The sequence below is a fragment of the Streptomyces sp. E2N166 genome (assembly GCF_003671715.1).
GTDB classification, from domain to species: domain Bacteria; phylum Actinomycetota; class Actinomycetes; order Streptomycetales; family Streptomycetaceae; genus Streptomyces; species Streptomyces thinghirensis.
On record NZ_RAIF01000031.1, the window covers coordinates 759893 to 777194 of the forward strand.

General features: G+C 70.4%; 18 protein-coding genes. 10 read left to right on the forward strand and 8 right to left on the reverse strand.

All coding sequences use genetic code 11. The annotated features are described in order from the left end of the window. A partial coding sequence (locus EBH09_RS25550; protein ID WP_238697440.1) for an ATP-binding protein occupies positions 1 to 425 on the forward strand: 425 nt, incomplete at its 5' end. A gap of 40 nt (positions 426 to 465) precedes the next feature. Here the strand turns inward: EBH09_RS25550 and EBH09_RS25555 are convergent. From EBH09_RS25555 to EBH09_RS25570, 4 genes are all read right to left on the reverse strand, one after another. Beyond that, positions 466 to 942 carry a MarR family transcriptional regulator gene (locus EBH09_RS25555; RefSeq protein WP_055421897.1) on the reverse strand — a complete coding sequence of 159 codons (477 nt, stop codon included), beginning with the start codon at positions 940 to 942 and terminating at the stop codon, positions 466 to 468. Positions 943 to 1043: 101 nt separating this feature from the next. Beyond that, positions 1044 to 1820: an AIM24 family protein gene (locus EBH09_RS25560; RefSeq protein WP_121749246.1), complete on the reverse strand. Its 777-nt coding sequence runs from the start codon at positions 1818 to 1820 to the stop codon at positions 1044 to 1046. Further along, positions 1817 to 2467, reverse strand: a complete 651-nt coding sequence (locus tag EBH09_RS25565; protein WP_121749247.1) for an AIM24 family protein — start codon at positions 2465 to 2467, stop codon at positions 1817 to 1819. The genes EBH09_RS25560 and EBH09_RS25565 overlap by 4 nt, the downstream gene beginning before the upstream one ends. Position 2468: 1 nt before the next feature. Continuing rightward, positions 2469 to 3101 carry an AIM24 family protein gene (locus tag EBH09_RS25570; protein WP_121749248.1) on the reverse strand — a complete coding sequence of 211 codons (633 nt, stop codon included), beginning with the start codon at positions 3099 to 3101 and terminating at the stop codon, positions 2469 to 2471. Positions 3102 to 3285: 184 nt separating this feature from the next. Between EBH09_RS25570 and EBH09_RS25575 the strand changes: the two genes are divergently transcribed. The 5 genes from EBH09_RS25575 to EBH09_RS25595 all read left to right on the forward strand — a co-directional run bounded on the left by EBH09_RS25575 (position 3286) and on the right by EBH09_RS25595 (position 6729). Continuing rightward, positions 3286 to 3630 carry a DUF3817 domain-containing protein gene (locus EBH09_RS25575; protein ID WP_121749249.1) on the forward strand — a complete coding sequence of 115 codons (345 nt, stop codon included), beginning with the start codon at positions 3286 to 3288 and terminating at the stop codon, positions 3628 to 3630. Then, entirely contained in the window at positions 3627 to 3920 is a 294-nt protein-coding gene (locus tag EBH09_RS25580; RefSeq protein ID WP_053137231.1) for an MTH1187 family thiamine-binding protein, read from the forward strand. Before EBH09_RS25575 ends, EBH09_RS25580 begins: the two co-directional genes overlap by 4 nt. Before the next feature lie 77 nt (positions 3921 to 3997). Further along, complete coding sequence (locus EBH09_RS25585; protein ID WP_121749250.1) at positions 3998 to 4507, forward strand: MarR family transcriptional regulator; 510 nt, start codon at positions 3998 to 4000, stop codon at positions 4505 to 4507. A gap of 56 nt (positions 4508 to 4563) precedes the next feature. Further along, the gene (locus tag EBH09_RS25590; RefSeq protein ID WP_121749251.1) at positions 4564 to 4905 is read left to right on the forward strand and encodes a DUF3817 domain-containing protein; all 342 of its coding nucleotides are present in this window, start codon (positions 4564 to 4566) and stop codon (positions 4903 to 4905) included. Between the two features lie 123 nt (positions 4906 to 5028). Next, positions 5029 to 6729, forward strand: coding sequence for a methylmalonyl-CoA mutase family protein (locus EBH09_RS25595; protein WP_121749252.1), 1701 nt, complete (start codon positions 5029 to 5031; stop codon positions 6727 to 6729). A gap of 123 nt (positions 6730 to 6852) precedes the next feature. On the opposite strand, the gene EBH09_RS25600 is transcribed toward EBH09_RS25595, so the two are convergent. Then, positions 6853 to 7488 carry a TetR/AcrR family transcriptional regulator gene (locus EBH09_RS25600; RefSeq protein WP_121749253.1) on the reverse strand — a complete coding sequence of 212 codons (636 nt, stop codon included), beginning with the start codon at positions 7486 to 7488 and terminating at the stop codon, positions 6853 to 6855. A 240-nt stretch (positions 7489 to 7728) separates the two neighbouring features. Between EBH09_RS25600 and EBH09_RS25605 the strand changes: the two genes are divergently transcribed. The 4 genes from EBH09_RS25605 (at position 7729) to EBH09_RS25620 (ending at position 12137) form a co-directional block, all read left to right on the forward strand. Continuing rightward, on the forward strand, positions 7729 to 8706 hold the full coding sequence (locus tag EBH09_RS25605; RefSeq protein WP_193776528.1) for a tetratricopeptide repeat protein: 978 nt from the start codon (positions 7729 to 7731) through the stop codon (positions 8704 to 8706). A gap of 652 nt (positions 8707 to 9358) precedes the next feature. After that, the gene (locus tag EBH09_RS25610) at positions 9359 to 9991 is read left to right on the forward strand and encodes a DUF6230 family protein (protein ID WP_121749254.1); all 633 of its coding nucleotides are present in this window, start codon (positions 9359 to 9361) and stop codon (positions 9989 to 9991) included. 117 nt (positions 9992 to 10108) lie between these two features. Continuing rightward, positions 10109 to 10714: a DUF6114 domain-containing protein gene (locus EBH09_RS25615; RefSeq protein WP_121749255.1), complete on the forward strand. Its 606-nt coding sequence runs from the start codon at positions 10109 to 10111 to the stop codon at positions 10712 to 10714. After that, positions 10704 to 12137, forward strand: coding sequence for a hypothetical protein (locus EBH09_RS25620; protein WP_193776529.1), 1434 nt, complete (start codon positions 10704 to 10706; stop codon positions 12135 to 12137). The genes EBH09_RS25615 and EBH09_RS25620 overlap by 11 nt, the downstream gene beginning before the upstream one ends. A 117-nt stretch (positions 12138 to 12254) precedes the next feature. Here the strand turns inward: EBH09_RS25620 and pyk are convergent, their stop codons facing one another. The 3 genes from pyk to pta form a co-directional block, all read right to left on the reverse strand. Further along, positions 12255 to 13685: a pyruvate kinase gene (pyk, locus tag EBH09_RS25625; protein ID WP_121749256.1), complete on the reverse strand. Its 1431-nt coding sequence runs from the start codon at positions 13683 to 13685 to the stop codon at positions 12255 to 12257. 108 nt (positions 13686 to 13793) lie between these two features. After that, on the reverse strand, positions 13794 to 15005 hold the full coding sequence (locus tag EBH09_RS25630; RefSeq protein WP_121749257.1) for an acetate kinase: 1212 nt from the start codon (positions 15003 to 15005) through the stop codon (positions 13794 to 13796). Beyond that, a complete protein-coding gene (gene pta, locus EBH09_RS25635; protein ID WP_121749258.1) occupies positions 15002 to 17095 on the reverse strand; it encodes a phosphate acetyltransferase in 2094 nt (697 codons plus the stop codon). The genes EBH09_RS25630 and pta overlap by 4 nt, the downstream gene beginning before the upstream one ends. Positions 17096 to 17302: the final 207 nt, after the last annotated feature.

Consider the following 17302-nt stretch of genomic DNA (forward strand, 5'->3'; position numbering starts at 1 on the left):
ACCTCGCGGCGCTCGCGCGGGAGGAGGCCGGGGGCCGGAGCGGGGTGAGCGTGCGGGCCGAGGGCGACGACGCGGGCGGGGTGACGGTGGCCGGGTCGCGGGGGCAGCTGGGGCGGGTGCTGGCCAACCTGCTCGACAACGCGCAGCGGCACGCCCGCTCGGCGGTGGAGGTGTCCGTCCGGCGGGACGGTGACGCGGCCGTGGTCGCGGTGGCCGACGACGGGGAGGGTGTGCCGGCGGCCGACCGGGAGCGGATCTTCGAGAGGTTCGTCAGGCTCGACGCCGCCCGCAGTCGCGACGACGGCGGGGCGGGGCTGGGGCTGGCCATCGCCCGTGACGTCGCCGTGCGGCACGGCGGCACGCTCACCGTCCACGAAGCACCGGCAGGCGGCGCCCTGTTCGAGCTCCGCCTGCCGGGTGCCTAGGCCGCCTTCACGGCCCGCGAGGGCGTGGTCGAGGGCATGATCAGGGGCGTCCGCGCTGCCCCCGCAGGTGCTCCGCGATCGGTTTGAGCGCCTTGTCGAGCTCGGTCAGGGCCTCGGGGGCCAGCAGGTCGATGAAGTGCCTGCGAACGGACGCCACGTGGTGCGGCGCGACCTTCCGCATCGTCTCCAGGCCGTGCTCGGTGAGGACGGCGTAGAGCCCGCGGCGGTCGGACTCGCAGTTCTCCCGCCGGACCAGATCCGCGTTCTCCATGCGGGTGACCTGGTGGGAGAGGCGGCTCTTGGACTGCATCGTGGCGGTGGCCAGGTCGCTCATCCGCATTCTGTCGCCCTCCGACTCGGAGAGGTTCACCAGGATCTCGTAGTCGTTCATTGTCAGGCCGAACGGCTGCAGGTCCTTCTCGAGCTGGTGCGTCAACAGCCTGTTGACCTCCAGGTGGGTGCGCCAGGCACACTGCTCCGTATCGGTCAGCCAGCGGGTGGCCGTCTCGGTCTCCATGAATGAAGTCTACCTAAAAGGTTGAAAGGCGAACTAGTGAGGGGTTTTCCGTGACGGTGACGGTGCGCACGCGTTCGATGTCACACTCCGCAGATTACCGCTCACAGCCCGAAGCGGCGCTGGAGGTCCCCCAGCTGTCCGGGAAGCCCCGGTACCCCGGACCGGCCTCCGGCCGCTCCGGACGCGCCACCGCCGGGCACCCCCGCCTGCTGCGGAGTGGCCCCCGTGGCCTGCTCCGCCATCAGCGCCTCGCTCGACTGCAGCAGCACCGTCCCCGCCCCCACGAACTCGAACTGGTGCTCCTCCCCGGAGGCCCCGCCGAGCCCCGTCATCGCACGTAGACCGCCCATCAGGCCGGTCATGTACCCGTGGTCGTAGTGATGGCACGGTGACGGGCAGTCGGCCCAGCCGACCAGGGCCTGGGGATCGACCCGGATCGGGGGTTCCATGAACACCACCGGACCGTTTGACGCGGCCACGAACTTTCCGGTTCCGATGAGTGTCAGAAAACCCGGCACGATCGACTGCTTGAGGGCGAGACTTGGCTGAAAAGCAAGCAAGTTGCCCGAGCGAATGGTCAGGTTGCCGTCTTCGAGGTCATACGAATTCACATCGAAGGCCCGGTCGGCGAGGAGCATCTTGCCCGAGCCCTCCGCCACGACCCAGTCGCTCGCGTGCAGAGGCGAATGGAAGGACGTGCGCATCAGACGGTCCAGCCGGCCGTGCCCGATCCCGTTGAACTCGAGCGTCCCGTAGTAGGCGATCATCTTCCCCTTCTGCAGGAACCACTGGCTCCCCCTGAGCTCCACGCAGAAGGTGTACGCGTTGACGTTGTCGTCGGCCGGCAGCGTCGCCGGGTCGTGGTGGACCGTGCTCACAGCTTCTCCTCGGACGCCTGGACGAACACCGTGCCGCTGCCGCTCAGCTCCAGCTGGAACGCCTCGCCGGAGCCGCGCCCCACCATGTCCCGCCAGCCCATCGCCGTGGACAGCCTGTTGCGTACCTCGCCGTGGTGGGCGACGTAGGCCTGCGGGTCGACGCGCACCGGGCGCTGCGGGGTGATGGGGATCTCGAAGACGCCCCCGTGGGCCATCACCGCCACCGAGCCGTGGCCCTTCAGTGTCGTCGTGAACAGCCCCTGACCGCTGACCTGCCCGCGCACCATGCCCATGACGCCGCCCTGCGAGCCCAGGAACACGGTGCCCTGCTCCAGGGTGCCCTCGAAGGCGAGGAGGCGGTCCGCCTCGACGTACAGGATGTCGCCGGCGAGACCGATCACCTGCACATGGTGGCCGCCGTGCCCGAAGAGCACGGTGCCGCTGCCCTCGACGGTCATCAGCGGCGTGTCCTCGTTCGCCACCCGGCGGCCGATCATCGACATGACGCCGCCCTGGCCGCCCCGCACGTTGGGGGTGAAGGACACCTCGCCCTGGTAGGCGAGCATCGCGCCGCGCTGACTGAACAGCCGCTGCCCGGGCGCCACGGTCGCCTGCACCACCTTGGAGTTGATCTCCTGGAAGGCCATCTCACACATCCCCCGCGATCGTGTTCCGCTCGCTCGGCTGCACGTACACCAGGCCGTCGCCCTCGAAGCGGATCTGGAAGGCCTCGCCGCCGCCCTCCCCGAGCAGCGTGCGGAACGTCACACCCGACTGGAAGGACTGCCGCAGGTTCCCCTGGTGCGCGACGTACGCCCCCGGGTCGACCGTCAGCGGGTACTGGGTGCTGACCCGCAGCACCACCGCCGGCCCGTCCGACATGATCGCCACCTGCCCGTGGCCCTCCACGGTCGTGGTGAACAGCCCGTTGCCCTGGGAGGCGCCGCGCGTTCCCGTGAAGCTGGTGCCGGTCCGCAGCCCGGCGTCGGCCGCGAGGAAGTTGCTGGACTCGACGTACAGCGTGTCGCCCTGGAGACCCACGAGGTTGATCTCCGAGGCCCGGTCCGCGAACCAGCAGGTCCCGTGCCCCTTCACCTCCATCACCGTCATCTGCTCGCCGGTGATCCGCCGGGTCACCATGCCCCGGATCCCCTCACCGCCGCCGCTCAGCTTCTTGAAGGCCATCTCACCGTCGTACGCGACCATCGAGCCGTTCTTCGCCTTCACGGCGTCCCCGGTCATGTCGACGGCGAGTACCTTGCTGTCTTGAAGTCGGAACATCGCCACAAATGCGAAGGTAGCCCGCCGGGCGGCCCCGCCAACAGGTTCCCGCCCCCCTCGCCCGGGCGCGTCGGCGGTTTGCCACAATGGACGCGCGCTTGTGCGCACGTTCACAAACTGCCCTGTCCGGCGGTGCCCGACGCATCGACCCCTCGCCCGATCCCCCTCCCACCGAAGGTGACCCGTGGACCTCAAGACCGCCTCCGCCCTCCGCCGCCTCCGCCTGGTCTCCGGCCCCGAGGCGATCTCGTTCCTCCTGCTGCTGGTCTGCTCCGTCCTGAAGCGGACCACGGACTTCAACGCGGTGCCCGTGATGGGCATGGTCCACGGCGTTCTCTTCGTCCTCTACGTGATCTTCTGGGCGGACGCCTGGAACCGCGCCAAGTGGTCCTTCGGCACCGCCGCCTTCTACTTCGTCATGTCGGTCCTGCCCACCGGCGGCTTCTTCGCCGAGCGCAGGCTCAAGCGTGAGGCCGAGAGCGCGGTCATCGCCTCCCGCGCCCGCCAGGAAGGGATCGTGGGCGCGTGATCGTCGCCTTCTCCGTGACGCCGCTCGGCGTCGGTGAGGACGTGGGGGAGTACGTCGCCGACGCCGTCCGGGTGGTCCGCGAGTCGGGGCTGCCGAACCGCACCGACGCGATGTTCACGTCCGTCGAGGGCGAGTGGGACGAGGTCATGGACGTCGTCCGGCGGGCCGTCGCCGCCGTCGAGGCGCGGGCGCCGCGCGTTTCCCTGGTCCTCAAGGCGGACATCCGCCCCGGTGTGACGGACGGCCTCACGTCGAAGGTCGACACCGTGGAGCGGCATCTCGCCGGGTAGCCGTGCGCGGCGGGCGGTGGTATCGAAAGGCGAGACGGGGCTGACCGGCATGTGACCGGCCGGTATGGTCTGTTGCCGTGCCGAAGCCCCTCAGTCTCTCCTTCGATCCCATCGCCCGTGCCGACGAACTCTGGAAGCAGCGCTGGGGCGGCGTGCCCTCCATGTCCGCCATCACCTCGATCATGCGGGCGCATCAGATCCTGCTGGCCGAGGTGGACGCGGTGGTCAAGCCGTACGGACTGACCTTCGCGCGCTACGAGGCGCTGGTGCTGCTCACCTTCTCCAAGTCGGGCGAACTGCCGATGTCCAAGATCGGTGAGCGCCTCATGGTGCACCCCACCTCCGTGACGAACACCGTCGACCGGCTGGTGAGGTCGGGCCTGGTGGACAAGCGCCCCAACCCGAACGACGGCCGCGGCACGCTCGCCACCATCACCGACAAGGGCCGTGAGGTGGTCGAGGCGGCCACCCGCGACCTCATGGCGATGGACTTCGGCCTGGGCGCGTACGACGCCGAGGAGTGCGGCGAGATCTTCGCCATGCTCAGGCCGCTGCGGGTCGCCGCGGGGGACTTCGAGGAGGCCTGAGCGAGTCGCCGGGCCCGCCCGAAGATCGCGCGAATCGGGCGGTTACGCTCGTACGCATGAAAAAGAGCGTGCTGACCCGCTACCGGGTCATGGCGTACGTCACCGGTGTGCTGCTGATCCTGCTCTGCCTCGGCATGATCGCCAAGTATCTGCTGGACATGGACGGTGCCGCCGACTTCACCCGCATCGTCAGCATCGCGCACGGCTGGCTGTACGTCGTCTACCTCGTCTTCGCCTTCGACCTGGGCGCCAAGGCGAAGTGGAAGGTCAGCAAGCAGCTGTGGGTGCTGCTGGCCGGGACCATCCCGACCGCCGCGTTCTTCGTGGAGCGCAGGGTCAGCCAGGAGCTGGAGGCCAAGGTCGCCGCGACCGAGGCGCCCGCGGTCGCCAAGGCCTAGACAAGCGCTGCCAGGCGCTGCCAGGTCCTGACCGGCCCTGTCAAGCCCTCTCACCGCCGTACGGGCACCCGTACGGCGGTACCCCATCGACATTTACTTGGACGTCCTAGTAAATTCGAGGGTATGGACGCTCACGCCATAGAGGAGGGCCGCCTTCGCTGGCAGGCCCGGTACGACGCGGCGCGCAAGCGCGACGCGGACTTCACCACGCTCTCCGGCGATCCCGTGGAGCCGGTGTACGGTCCCCGGCCCGGGGACGAGTACGAGGGCTTCGAGCGGATCGGCTGGCCGGGGGAGTACCCCTTCACCCGCGGCCTGCATCCGACCGGCTACCGGGGCCGGACGTGGACCATCCGGCAGTTCGCCGGGTTCGGCAACGCCGAGCAGACCAACGAGCGCTACAAGATGATCCTCCGCAACGGCGGAGGCGGGCTCTCGGTCGCCTTCGACATGCCGACGCTGATGGGCCGCGACTCCGACGACCCCCGCTCCCTCGGCGAGGTCGGGCACTGCGGGGTGGCCATCGACTCGGCCGCCGACATGGAGGTGCTGTTCGACGACATCCCGCTCGGCGACGTGACGACCTCCATGACGATCAGCGGGCCCGCCGTGCCCGTCTTCTGCATGTACCTGGTCGCCGCGGAACGGCAGGGCGTGGACGCGTCCGTGCTCAACGGCACGCTCCAGACCGACATCTTCAAGGAGTACATCGCCCAGAAGGAGTGGCTCTTCCAGCCCGAGCCGCACCTGCGCCTGATCGGCGACCTGATGGAGTACTGCGCGGCCGGCATCCCCGACTACAAGCCGCTCTCCGTCTCCGGCTACCACATCCGCGAGGCCGGTTCGACGGCCGCGCAGGAACTGGCGTACACGCTGGCGGACGGCTTCGGGTACGTGGAGCTGGGCCTGTCCCGCGGACTGGACGTCGACGTCTTCGCCCCCGGCCTCTCCTTCTTCTTCGACGCGCACCTCGACTTCTTCGAGGAGATCGCCAAGTTCCGGGCGGCCCGTCGCATCTGGGCCCGCTGGATGCGGGACGTGTACGGCGCGCGGTCCGACAAGGCGCAGTGGCTGCGTTTCCACACGCAGACCGCCGGCGTCTCGCTCACCGCCCAGCAGCCCTACAACAACGTGGTCCGTACGGCGGTGGAGGCCCTCGCGGCGGTGCTCGGCGGCACCAACTCCCTGCACACCAACGCCCTGGACGAGACCCTCGCCCTGCCCAGCGAGCAGGCCGCCGAGATCGCCCTGCGCACCCAGCAGGTGCTGATGGAGGAGACGGGCGTCGCCAACGTCGCCGACCCGCTGGGCGGTTCCTGGTTCGTCGAGCAGCTCACGGACCGGATCGAGGCGGACGCCGAGAAGATCTTCGAGCAGATCAAGGAGCGGGGGCTGCGGGCCCACCCCGACGGACGGCATCCGATCGGGCCGGTCACCTCCGGCATCCTGCGCGGCATCGAGGACGGCTGGTTCACCGGCGAGATCGCCGAGTCCGCCTTCCGCTACCAGCAGTCCCTGGAGAAGGACGACAAGAGGGTCGTCGGCGTCAACGTCCACACGGGTTCCGTCACCGGTGACCTGGAGATCCTGCGGGTCAGTCACGAGGTCGAGCGGGAGCAGGTGCGGGTGCTCGGCGAGCGCAAGGCCGCTCGAGACGACGCGGCCGTGCGCGGCGCGCTGGACGGCATGCTGGCCGCGGCGCGCTCCGGCGGGAACATGATCGAGCCGATGCTGGACGCGGTGCGGGCGGAGGCGACGCTGGGGGAGATCTGCGGCGTGCTGCGGGACGAGTGGGGGGTGTACACGGAACCGGCGGGGTTCTAGGCGCACGGTGCCGGTGCGGGCGTCACCAGGAGACTCCGCCCCTGGGCCCCGGCCTGTGCCCGCCCACCTCTCGACTCGGCCGGTCGGAAGGAAACCCGCGCTCCGGCCCGGTCGGCTGGAAGCTCACCCACCGTCCGACTCGGCCGGCTGGGAGGCCAGCCCCCACAGCAGCACCTGCGTCAGGTCCCGCACCCACTCCCCGTCCGCCGGTTCCGCGCTCACCAGGGTGCGGTGGACCACGGCGCCCGCCACCACGTCGAAGATGAGGTCCGCGGTGCGGGCGGCCTCGGCCGGGTCGGTCTCGGGGGGCAGTTCGCCGCGTGTCTGGGCGCGTGCCCTGCCCTCCAGGACCAGTCGCTTCTGCCGTTCCACGATCGACGTGCGGATGCGCTCGCGCAGCGCGTCGTCCCGCGTGGACTCGGCGACCACCGCCATCAGGCCGCTCTTGGCCTCCGGGCGGGCCAGGATCGCCGCGAACTGGAGCACCACGCCCTCGATGTCGGCGGCCAGGGAGCCGCGGTCGGGGAGCCGCAGCTCGTCGAACAGCTCGGCGACCGCGTCGACCACCAGCTCGTTCTTGCCCGCCCAGCGGCGATAGAGCGTCGTCTTGGCAACCCCGGCCCGCGTCGCCACGTCTCCCAGGGTGAGCTTCGACCAGCCCAGGTCGACCAGGGCCGCCCGCGTCGCGGCCAGGATCGCGGTGTCCGCCGCGGCGCTGCGAGGGCGCCCGGTACGGCCGGCGGGGGTACTGCTCTGCATTCCCCGACCTTAACCGGCGGGTAACCCGCGAGTGACCGTGAGGGAGATCACGGGGAGGGAGTGTTCCCGCGGCCCGTCGTGGCATTACGCTACGGGTCGTAGCGAAAGCACGGGCCCCGCACGCCCGTGCCCCAGCGACGACCATGGGCGCGGGTGGGGACCCGGCGCCGGCGGAACACTTCAGGGCGGGCTTTCGACCCGCTTTTCACGCACGCGCGGAGTACGGGGGAGGATAGACCCATGCAGCCACGGAACATGTCCATGAGCGGGGTCGTCGACCTCGCCGCGGTGAAGCAGGCCCAGGAGGCCAAGGCGAAGGCGGAGCAGGCGCGCGCCGAGGCGGCCCGGCACGGTGGGACGGGAGCCGTCTCCCCGGCCGATCTCGTCATCGACGTCGACGAGGCCGGCTTCGAGAGTGAAGTCCTGCAGCGGTCCACCGAGGTCCCGGTCGTCATCGACTTCTGGGCCGAGTGGTGCGAGCCCTGCAAGCAGTTGAGCCCGGTGCTCGAACGCCTCGCCGTCGAGTACAGCGGCCGGTTCGTCCTCGCCAAGATCGACGTCGATGCCAACCAGATGCTGATGCAGCAGTTCGGTGTCCAGGGCATCCCGGCCGTGTTCGCGGTCGTGGCCGGACAGGCGCTGCCGCTCTTCCAGGGCGCCGCCGGTGAGACGCAGATCCGCCAGACCCTGGACCAGTTGGTGCAGGTCGCCGAGGAGCGCTTCGGCCTGACCGGTCTCGCCGTCGACCCCGATGCGGAGCCGGGCGCGCAGCCCGCCGCCGCCCCCGAGCGTCCGGCCGGTCCGCACGACGCGGCCCTGGAGGCCGCCGTGCAGGCGCTGGACGCCGGCGACCTGGCCGGAGCCGTCCAGGCGTACAAGAACGTGCTCGGCGAGGACCCGGGCAACACGGAGGCCAAACTCGGCCTGGCCCAGGCCGAGTTGCTCCAGCGCGTGCAGAGCGCCGACCCGCAGCGGGTCCGTCAGGACGCGGCCGACAGGCCGGGCGACGCCCAGGCCCAGATCGCCGCCGCCGACCTGGATCTGGTGGGCGGTCACGTGGAGGACGCCTTCGGGCGCCTCATCGACACGGTGCGCGTCACGGCCGGGGACGACCGGGACGCCGTACGGCTGCGGCTGCTGGAGCTGTTCGAGGTGGTCGGCGCCGACGATCCGCGGGTTGCCGTGGCGCGCAGGGCGCTGGCCCGCGCCCTGTACTAGCGGCGCTCCGGGCACCTTTCGTCGACCGGTCACCGACCGTTCGTCCGGGTGGTGCCCGAGTGAAAGAGCTGTCGACGGGACGCCAGTGCGGCCGCGCTTTGCCAAATCTTGGCAATCGCGGCCGCTGTTACTGCCAGTAAGTCAGCGGCGTCGGTCTGTCGGATTCTGTCCAGCGATCAATTGTTTTGTTCCGCCCCCGTGACGCACCGAGCGTCGCCGTTCGGGGCCGGTGTGTCGTCCCGCGGTTATCCGGCCGTTACTAGTGAGTAACGAACCCCCTTGTGTCGGCGGCGAGAATGCACCACGATCGGCGACGCTCGGTCCATTCCCGCACCCCGAAAGCCAGTCGGGTCGCGGGGGTTCCTGGGTCCCCACCGAGCAGAGCCGGCGGCAGTGGAGCCGGCTCTTGGGCAGGGGGGTCTTCGTCCACCCGGCGAAGCCTGTCCAGCAGGGTTGTGCGTGATGCGTGTCAGGCGCGACCAGTGGTTGTCGCTCGGGGGTGATCGCCGGTGATTCGGGCGTGTTGTACGCGCCGCCGAGTACGGGCGCTCTCCTTCCCGAGGACGTAGCACTTCTCCCATCCCTGCCAGGCCGAGCCGCCGATCCCGGGGCGGGCCGAGGCCAGGAGATGTACGTCCGAGAAGGAGGAAATATGGAGTCCCAGGTGCGTGGCGGGACCAGATGGAAGCGGTTCGCTGTGGTGATGGTGCCCAGCGTGGCCGCCACGGCTGCGATAGGCGTCGCGCTGGGGCAGGGTGCCCTGGCCGCGTCGTTCAGCGTCTCCGGTCAGTCGTTCAAGGTGACGGCGGACCGGCTCGACGGTACGGGCTTCTCCCAGTACGGGGCCATCGACTCGGGCTACACGCTCGACGGCAAGAAGACGGCTCACCCCGTCGCCGTCTCGGCGTTCAAGTCCGCGTCGATCAAGAACATGTGCCAGTCCGTGGTCACCCCGGACATCCCGCTGATCGGCTCGGTCAGCCTCATGTTGAAGGCCGGCGGTGGCGCCAAGCCGGTCGAGGCCCAGAACCTGTACATCGACGTCGAGGAACTCGAGGCCGATGCCACCTTCCGCGGCATCGACATCGGCGTGGCCGCCAAGGACGCCAGCAAGGGTCCCGGCATCAAGAAGGGCGACACCGCGAACCCGTTCGGATTCGCGCAGCAGGCCGACTCGGCCACGCTGACCAACGTGAAGCAGACGGCGTGGGCGACCACTGCCGGAACCTTCAAGCTCAGCGGTCTGAAGATGTCGCTGTCCAAGGGTGTCAAGGAGTGCTACTAAGCACTCGCTGACGGGCGGGGGAGCCGGTGGCGCCCCCGCCCGTCCACTCTCCGGCCGCGTCTTCACTCGCGGCCCACATCTCCACCACAGCAAAGCCGTACCAGGGAGCTGTTTTCCATGAGCGCCGAGACTCCTGTCGCAGCCGGCCAGTTCACCCGCCGGAGGCTGCAGTTCCGTGCCTGGCGAGGCGCGCGGCCGTTCTGGGCCGGCCTGTTCGTCGCGCTCGGCGGACTCCCCATCGCCTACTTCCCGTACGCGAATCTCCAGATCGGGCACCTGACGCTGGCGATGGCCACCACCGCGGGTGCCGGGTCCCTGATCATCGGCGTGCTGCTGGTCGTCCTGGGCGTCAGCCTGTGGTTCCAGAAGCACGTCCGGGTCTTCGCGGGCGTGGCGGCGATCCTGCTGGCGCTGGTCTCCATCCCCGTGTCCAACCTCGGCGGCTTCTTCATCGGCTTCCTGCTCTCGCTGATCGGCGGGGCGATGGCCGTGTCGTGGGTGCCGGGCGAGCCGCCGCGGGCCGAGCCGCCGGTGGAGGGCAAGGGAAGGGGCGACGCGCCGGAGGGCGTGGTCCCCGGCACCGACGTACCCAGCACCACCGCGCCCGGAACCCCGGTGCCCGACGCCACGATTCCGCAGCCGCGGGACGGGGCGCAAGAGCCGAACGATCTGTCAGGAACGAGCCCGGCCAACGGGGCGAACGGGAGGCACAGTGCCGGCTGACGAGGTGACCCGCGGGACTGACGTGGAGTCGTCCCGTGCGAGAACCGGGCCGCGCCACGCGGCACCCAAGAAGCCGTTGTTCACCAGGTTCCACATGCCGGCCGGGAAGGCGATAGCCCTGGCGGCGATGCCCACGGCAGTCCTCATGGGCATGGGGTTCACACCGACGCTGGCCCTCGCCGACGGCAACGACTCCGCGAAGCCGACCTCGAACAGCCTGACGGCCGACGAGTACAAGGACTGCGTGGCGGCCCTGGAGGACGCCGAGAAGGGCCCGTCCGAGTCGCCCACGCCGTCGCCCTCGGCGACCGACGGGGCCGACGGCGACAAGGTCGACGAGACGGAGCCCGGCCCCTCGGAATCCGGCAAGGGCGCGGACACCGGTGAGTCCTCTTCGTCGGATTCAGGTTCCGACGACAAGGGCGCAACGGACGACACGGGTGACAAGGGCGACGCCGGCGACAAGACCGACCCCGCCCCGAGCCCCTCCGCGTCGCAGGAGTCGCAGAGCAAGGAGCCGCAGGGCGAGGGGGCGGCCGGCACGGGCGCCGCGGAGCCGTCCCCGTCCGAGTCCGGCGGCGGTCTGCTGGAGGGCATCGGCGACGCCATCGGAGGCATCCTCACCGGTGGCGAGAAGGACGAGGAGAGCCCGAGCCCCACGCCGACCCCCTCGGCCTCGGCGTCGGACGGCGCCGGCGACGACGCGTCCGACCCCGCGAAGGACACCACGGGCAAGGACACCGACAAGGACACCGACAAGGCCGCCGACAAGGTCACCGGCACGGCGGAGGGCGCCGTCGAGGACGCGGCCGGCGAGGCGTCCGAGGCGGCCGGGGACACCGAGGAGTCGGTGGACGAGGCGGCCGGGGAGGCGAAGGAAGCGGCCGGTGAGGCCACCGCCTCGCCCAGCCCGACGCCCAGCGCGTCCGAGAGCGCCGGCACGGACGTGGACGACTGCCCGGTCGCCACGGACGAGGAGGGCGGCGTCGACAACGCGGTGCCGCTGCCCGACGACCCCTGGCAGCTCAACGCCAGCTCCCTGCTGCTGAAGGGCGCCTCCTACAAGGGCGTCGTCGAGGTGAAGACGGCCAACGGCACCACCAAGAAGGTGCTGAAGTACGTCATATCCAACGGCACCGACATCGGCGACCTGCACCAGACGGTGAAGGACGAGCAGGCCGGCAAGACGTACCACGTGCAGGCGGCCGAGGGCTCCACGTCCACGATCCGCGACGGCGACACGGTGATGTACACCGAGAGCATCTCGGGCAACCTGCTCGGGCTGATCCCGATCACCTTCGACCCGGAGCACCCGCCGCCGCTGGACATCCCGCTCATCTACTTCACGAAGGTGACGGTCGTCCAGGCCGGTCAGTTCGGCGGCACGCTCCACATCCCGGGGCTGCACCAGTACACGACCTGACCGAGCGCGCCCACGAGCCCGACCGGGAGCCGCGACAGTCCGAGGGGCGCCCCCTGCGCGCAGGGGGCGCCCCTCGGCGCCGTACGGGAAGCCGGCGGAAGCCGTGTGCGGGGACCGTCAGGCGCGGCGGGTCTCGCCCAGGTGGTGCACGCGGACCATGTTGGTGGTGCCGGGCACACCGGGGGGCGAACCGGCGGTGATCACGACGATGTCGCCGTCGTTGAACCGGCCGAGGCGCATCGTCTCCTGGTCCACCAGGTCGACCATCTCGTCGGTGCTGTTCACGAACGGCACCACGTGCGGCTCCACGCCCCAGCTGAGCGCCAGCTGGTTGCGGGTGGACTCGTCGGTGGTGAAGGCGAGGATCGGCTGGGCCGCGCGGTAGCGGGACAGCCGGCGCGCGGTGTCACCGGACTGGGTGAAGGCCACCAGGCCCTTGCCGCCCAGGAAGTCGGCGATCTCGGCGGCGGCGCGGGCCACCGAACCGCCCTGCGTGCGCGGCTTCTTGCCCGGCACCAGCGGCTGCAGGCCCTTGGAGAGCAGCTCCTGCTCGGCGGCGGTGACGATCTTCGACATCGTCTTGACCGTCTCGATCGGGTACGCGCCCACCGACGACTCCGCCGACAGCATGACCGCGTCCGCGCCGTCCAGGATCGCGTTGGCGACGTCGGAGGCCTCGGCGCGGGTCGGACGGGAGTTGGTGATCATCGACTCCATCATCTGGGTCGCCACGATCACCGGCTTGGCGTTGCGCCGGCACAGCTCGATCAGGCGCTTCTGCACCATGGGGACCTTCTCGAGCGGGTACTCGACGGCCAGGTCGCCACGGGCGACCATGACGGCGTCGAAGGCCGCGACGACGCCCTCCATGTTCTCCACCGCCTGCGGCTTCTCCACCTTGGCGATGACGGGGACCCGGCGGCCCTCCTCGTCCATCACGCGGTGCACGTCGGCGACGTCCTTGGCGTCCCGGACGAAGGAGAGGGCGACCAGGTCGCAGCCCATCCGCAGCGCGAACCGGAGGTCCTCGATGTCCTTCTCGCTCAGCGCGGGCACGTTCACGGCCGCGCCGGGCAGGTTGATGCCCTTGTGGTCGGAGATGACGCCGCCCTCGATGACGATCGTCCTCACCCGCGGGCCCTCGACCTCGGTGACCTTCAGCTCGACGTTGCCGTCGTTGATGAGCACCTGGTCGCCCTTGGTGACGTCGCCGGGCAGGCCCTTGTACGTCGTGCCGCAGATCGTCCGGTCGCCCGGCACGTCCTCGGTGGTGATGGTGAACTCGTCACCGCGCACCAGCTCGACGGGGCCCTCCGCGAAGGTCTCCAGGCGGATCTTCGGGCCCTGGAGGTCGGCGAGGACACCGATGGCCCTGCCGGTCTCCTTGGCGGCGGCCCGGACACGGTCGTAACGCCCCTGGTGCTCCGCATGGGTGCCGTGGCTGAAGTTGAAGCGGGCCACGTTCATGCCGGCCTCGATCAGCGATACCAGCTGCTCGTGGGAGTCGACCGCGGGGCCGAGAGTACAGACGATTTTCGAACGGCGCATGGGGCGATCCTATCGGTTTGTTTCGCTGCGGAATATTCCGTCTGGCGGAAGATACAAATGGGCGCCTCGGTGCTCACAAGAGAATTATTCAACCGTCCTCGGGTGCCCTCACCTTTCCTTTTCGACCAGAGCGTAGGTCTGTGTCGCGATCTCCATTTCCTCGTCGGTCGGCACCACGGCCACCGCCACCCGCGCGTCCGCGGGCGAGACCAGCCGCGCCCCGTCCCCGCGTACGGCGTTCAGTTCGCCGTCGACCGCCAGGCCGAGCCCTTCCAGGCCCGCCACCGCGGCCTCCCGCACCGGCGCCGCGTTCTCCCCGACCCCGGCCGTGAAGGCCACGGCGTCCACCCGTCCGAGAACGGCGTAATAGGCGCCGATGTACTTCTTCAGCCGGTGAATGTAGATCTCGAAGGCCAGGCGCGCCCGCTCGTCGCCGGCGTCCACACGGCGGCGGATCTCCCTCATGTCGTTGTCACCGCAGAGACCGATCAGACCGCTCCTCTTGTTGAGAAGAGTGTCGATCTCGTCGGCGGACATTCCGCCAACACGCATCAAATGGAAGATGACGGCCGGGTCCATGTCACCCGAGCGCGTACCCATCACGAGCCCTTCCAAGGGCGTCAGCCCCATGGAGGTGTCCACGCAGCGACCGCCCCGCACCGCCGAGGCGGACGCCCCGTTGCCCAGGTGCAGCACGATGACGTTCACGTCCTCGGGCGCCCGGCCCAGCAGTTTCGCGGTCTCCCGCGAGACGTACGCGTGCGAGGTGCCGTGGAAGCCGTAGCGCCGGATGCGGTGCGCGTCGGCGGTCTCGACGTCGATCGCGTAGCGGGCCGCGGACTCCGGCATGGTCGTGTGGAAGGCGGTGTCGAAGACGGCGACCTGCGGCAGGTCCGGGCGCAGCGCCTGCGCGGTGCGGATGCCGGCGAGGCCCGCCGGGTTGTGCAGCGGGGCGACCGGGATCAGCCGTTCGATCTCGGCGAGCACCGCGTCGTCCACGACGGTCGGCTCGGTGAACCGCTTCCCGCCGTGCACCACCCGGTGCCCTATCGCGGCCAGCTCGGGCGAGTCCAGGCCGAGGCCGTCCTTGGCCAGCTCCGCCGCCACGGCCTTCAGCGCCGCGTCGTGGTCGGGAACGGACCCGCTCCACTCCCGGCTCTCGCCGCCCACCGGGGTGTGCTTGAGCCGTGCGCTCTTCTCACCGATCCGTTCGACGAGGCCCGCCGCCAGCCGGTCGCCGCCGCGCATGTCGAGCAGCTGGTACTTCACCGACGACGAGCCGGAGTTGAGGACGAGGACGCGGGACGGGGTCGGGCTCACAGGTCGGACGCCTTCTCACTGGGGGACTGCTGGGCCTGGATCGCCGTGATGGCGACGGTGTTGACGATGTCCTGGACGAGCGCGCCCCGGGACAGGTCGTTGACCGGCTTGCGCAGACCCTGGAGCACCGGGCCCACCGCGATGGCGCCGGCCGAGCGCTGCACGGCCTTGTACGTGTTGTTGCCGGTGTTCAGGTCCGGGAAGATCAGCACGCTGGCCTGCCCGGCGACCTCCGAGCCGGGCAGCTTCGTCGCGGCCACCGACGGCTCGACGGCGGCGTCGTACTGGATCGGCCCCTCGATCCTGAGATCCGGGCGGCGCGAGCGGACCAGCTCCGTCGCCTCGCGCACCTTGTCGACGTCCGCGCCGGAACCGGACGTGCCCGTCGAGTACGACAGCATCGCGATCCGCGGATCCACCCCGAACCGCGCCGCCGTGGACGCCGACTGGGTCGCGATGTCGGCGAGCTGCTCGGCGTCCGGGACGGGGTTGACCGCGCAGTCGCCGTAGACCAGGACCTTGTCGGCCAGGCACATGAAGAAGACCGACGAGACGATCGAGGCGTCCGGCTTGGTCTTGATGATCTCGAACGCCGGACGGATCGTCGCCGCCGTCGAGTGCACCGACCCCGAGACCATGCCGTCGGCGAGGCCCTCCTGCACCATCAGCGTGCCGAAGTAGTTCACGTCGGAGACCACGTCGTAGGCCAGCTCCACGGTGACGCCCTTGTGGGCGCGCAGGGCGGCGTACTTCTCGGCGAAGGTGTCGCGCAGCTCGGACACCGCGGGGTCGATCAACTGCGCGTTGGCCAGGTCGATGCCCAGGTCGGCGGCCTTCTTGCGGATCTGCTCGACCGGGCCGAGCAGCGTCAGCTCGCACACGCCCCGGCGCAGCAGCACCTCGGCCGCGTGCAGCACCCGCTCCTCGGTGCCCTCGGGGAGGACGACCCGGCGCAGGTCGGAACGGGCCTGCTCCAGCAGCGTGTGCTCGAACATCATCGGCGTGACGCGGTCGCTGCTCGGCGCGGAGACCCGCTTGCTGAGGTCGGCGGTGTCGACGTACCGCTCGAAGAGGCCGAGGGCGGTCTCCGCCTTGCGCGGGGTGGCCGCGTTGAGCTTGCCCTCCAGGGAGAACAGCTGCTCGGCGGTGGGGAAGCTGTTGCCGGTCACCGAGAGCACCGGCGTACCGGGGGCCAGGCGGGCGGCGAGGGTGAGGATGCCGTCGCCGGGCACCTCGTTCAGGGTCAGCAGGACGCCGGCTATCGGCGGGGTGCCGGCGCTGTGCGCGGCGAGCGTGCCGATCACCAGGTCGGCGCGGTCGCCGGGGGTGATGACCAGGCAGCCCGGGGTCAGGGCGCTCAGCAGGTTGGGCAGCATGGCCCCGCCGAAGACGAAGTCCAGCGCGTCGCGGGCGAGCCCCGAATCGTCGCCGAGGACCACCTCGGCACCGAGGGCGTGCGCGATCTGCGAGACGGTCGGCGCCGACAGGGCGGGCTCGTCGGGTACCACCCAGCACGGCACCGGCAGCCGGTTCGCGAGCCGCTCGGCGATCCGGTCCCGGTCCTCGCGGGCGACCCGGTTGGTCACCATGGCCAGGACGTCGCAGCCCAGCCCGTCGTAGGCGCGGAAGGCGTTGACGGTCTCGGCCAGTACGGACTCCGCGGTCTGCTTGCGGCCGCCGACGACCGGCAGCACCGAGGCGCCGAACTCGTTGGCGAGCCGTGCGTTGAGCGACAGCTCGTCCGGGAACTGGGTGTCGGCGAAGTCGGTGCCGAGGACGAGGACCACGTCGTAGTCCCGGGCCGCCAGGTGGAACCGGTCCACCAGCGCGGACACCAGTTCGTCCGTGCCCTGCTCGGCCTGGAGCGCGGACGCCTCCTGGTAGTCCATGCCGTACACGGTCGCGGGGTCCTGCGCGAGCCGGTAGCGGGCGCGCAGCAGCTCGAAGAGCCGGTCGGGCCCGTCGTGGACCAGGGGACGGAACACGCCGACCCGGTCGACCTGCCGGGTCAGGAGCTCCATGACCCCCAGTTCGACCACCTGGCGGCCGTCGCCGCGGTCGATGCCGGTCACGTACACGCTGCGCGTCACGCGTGCTCTCCGTTTCGTCTGATGGTTTCGTCCGGCGGCGGCTGCCCCCCTGCACACAAAATCACCCACCGGGGTGAGCAGAACCCTCTTGACAATACCTCCGGCGGTGGCTAAGGCGCCCGTCAGTGTCCGTCGGCGCCCGCCGGTGCCCGTCAGTGCCCGCCGGGGGTCCGGCCGTGAAACAATTGGATCGGCTCACCGGTGTCA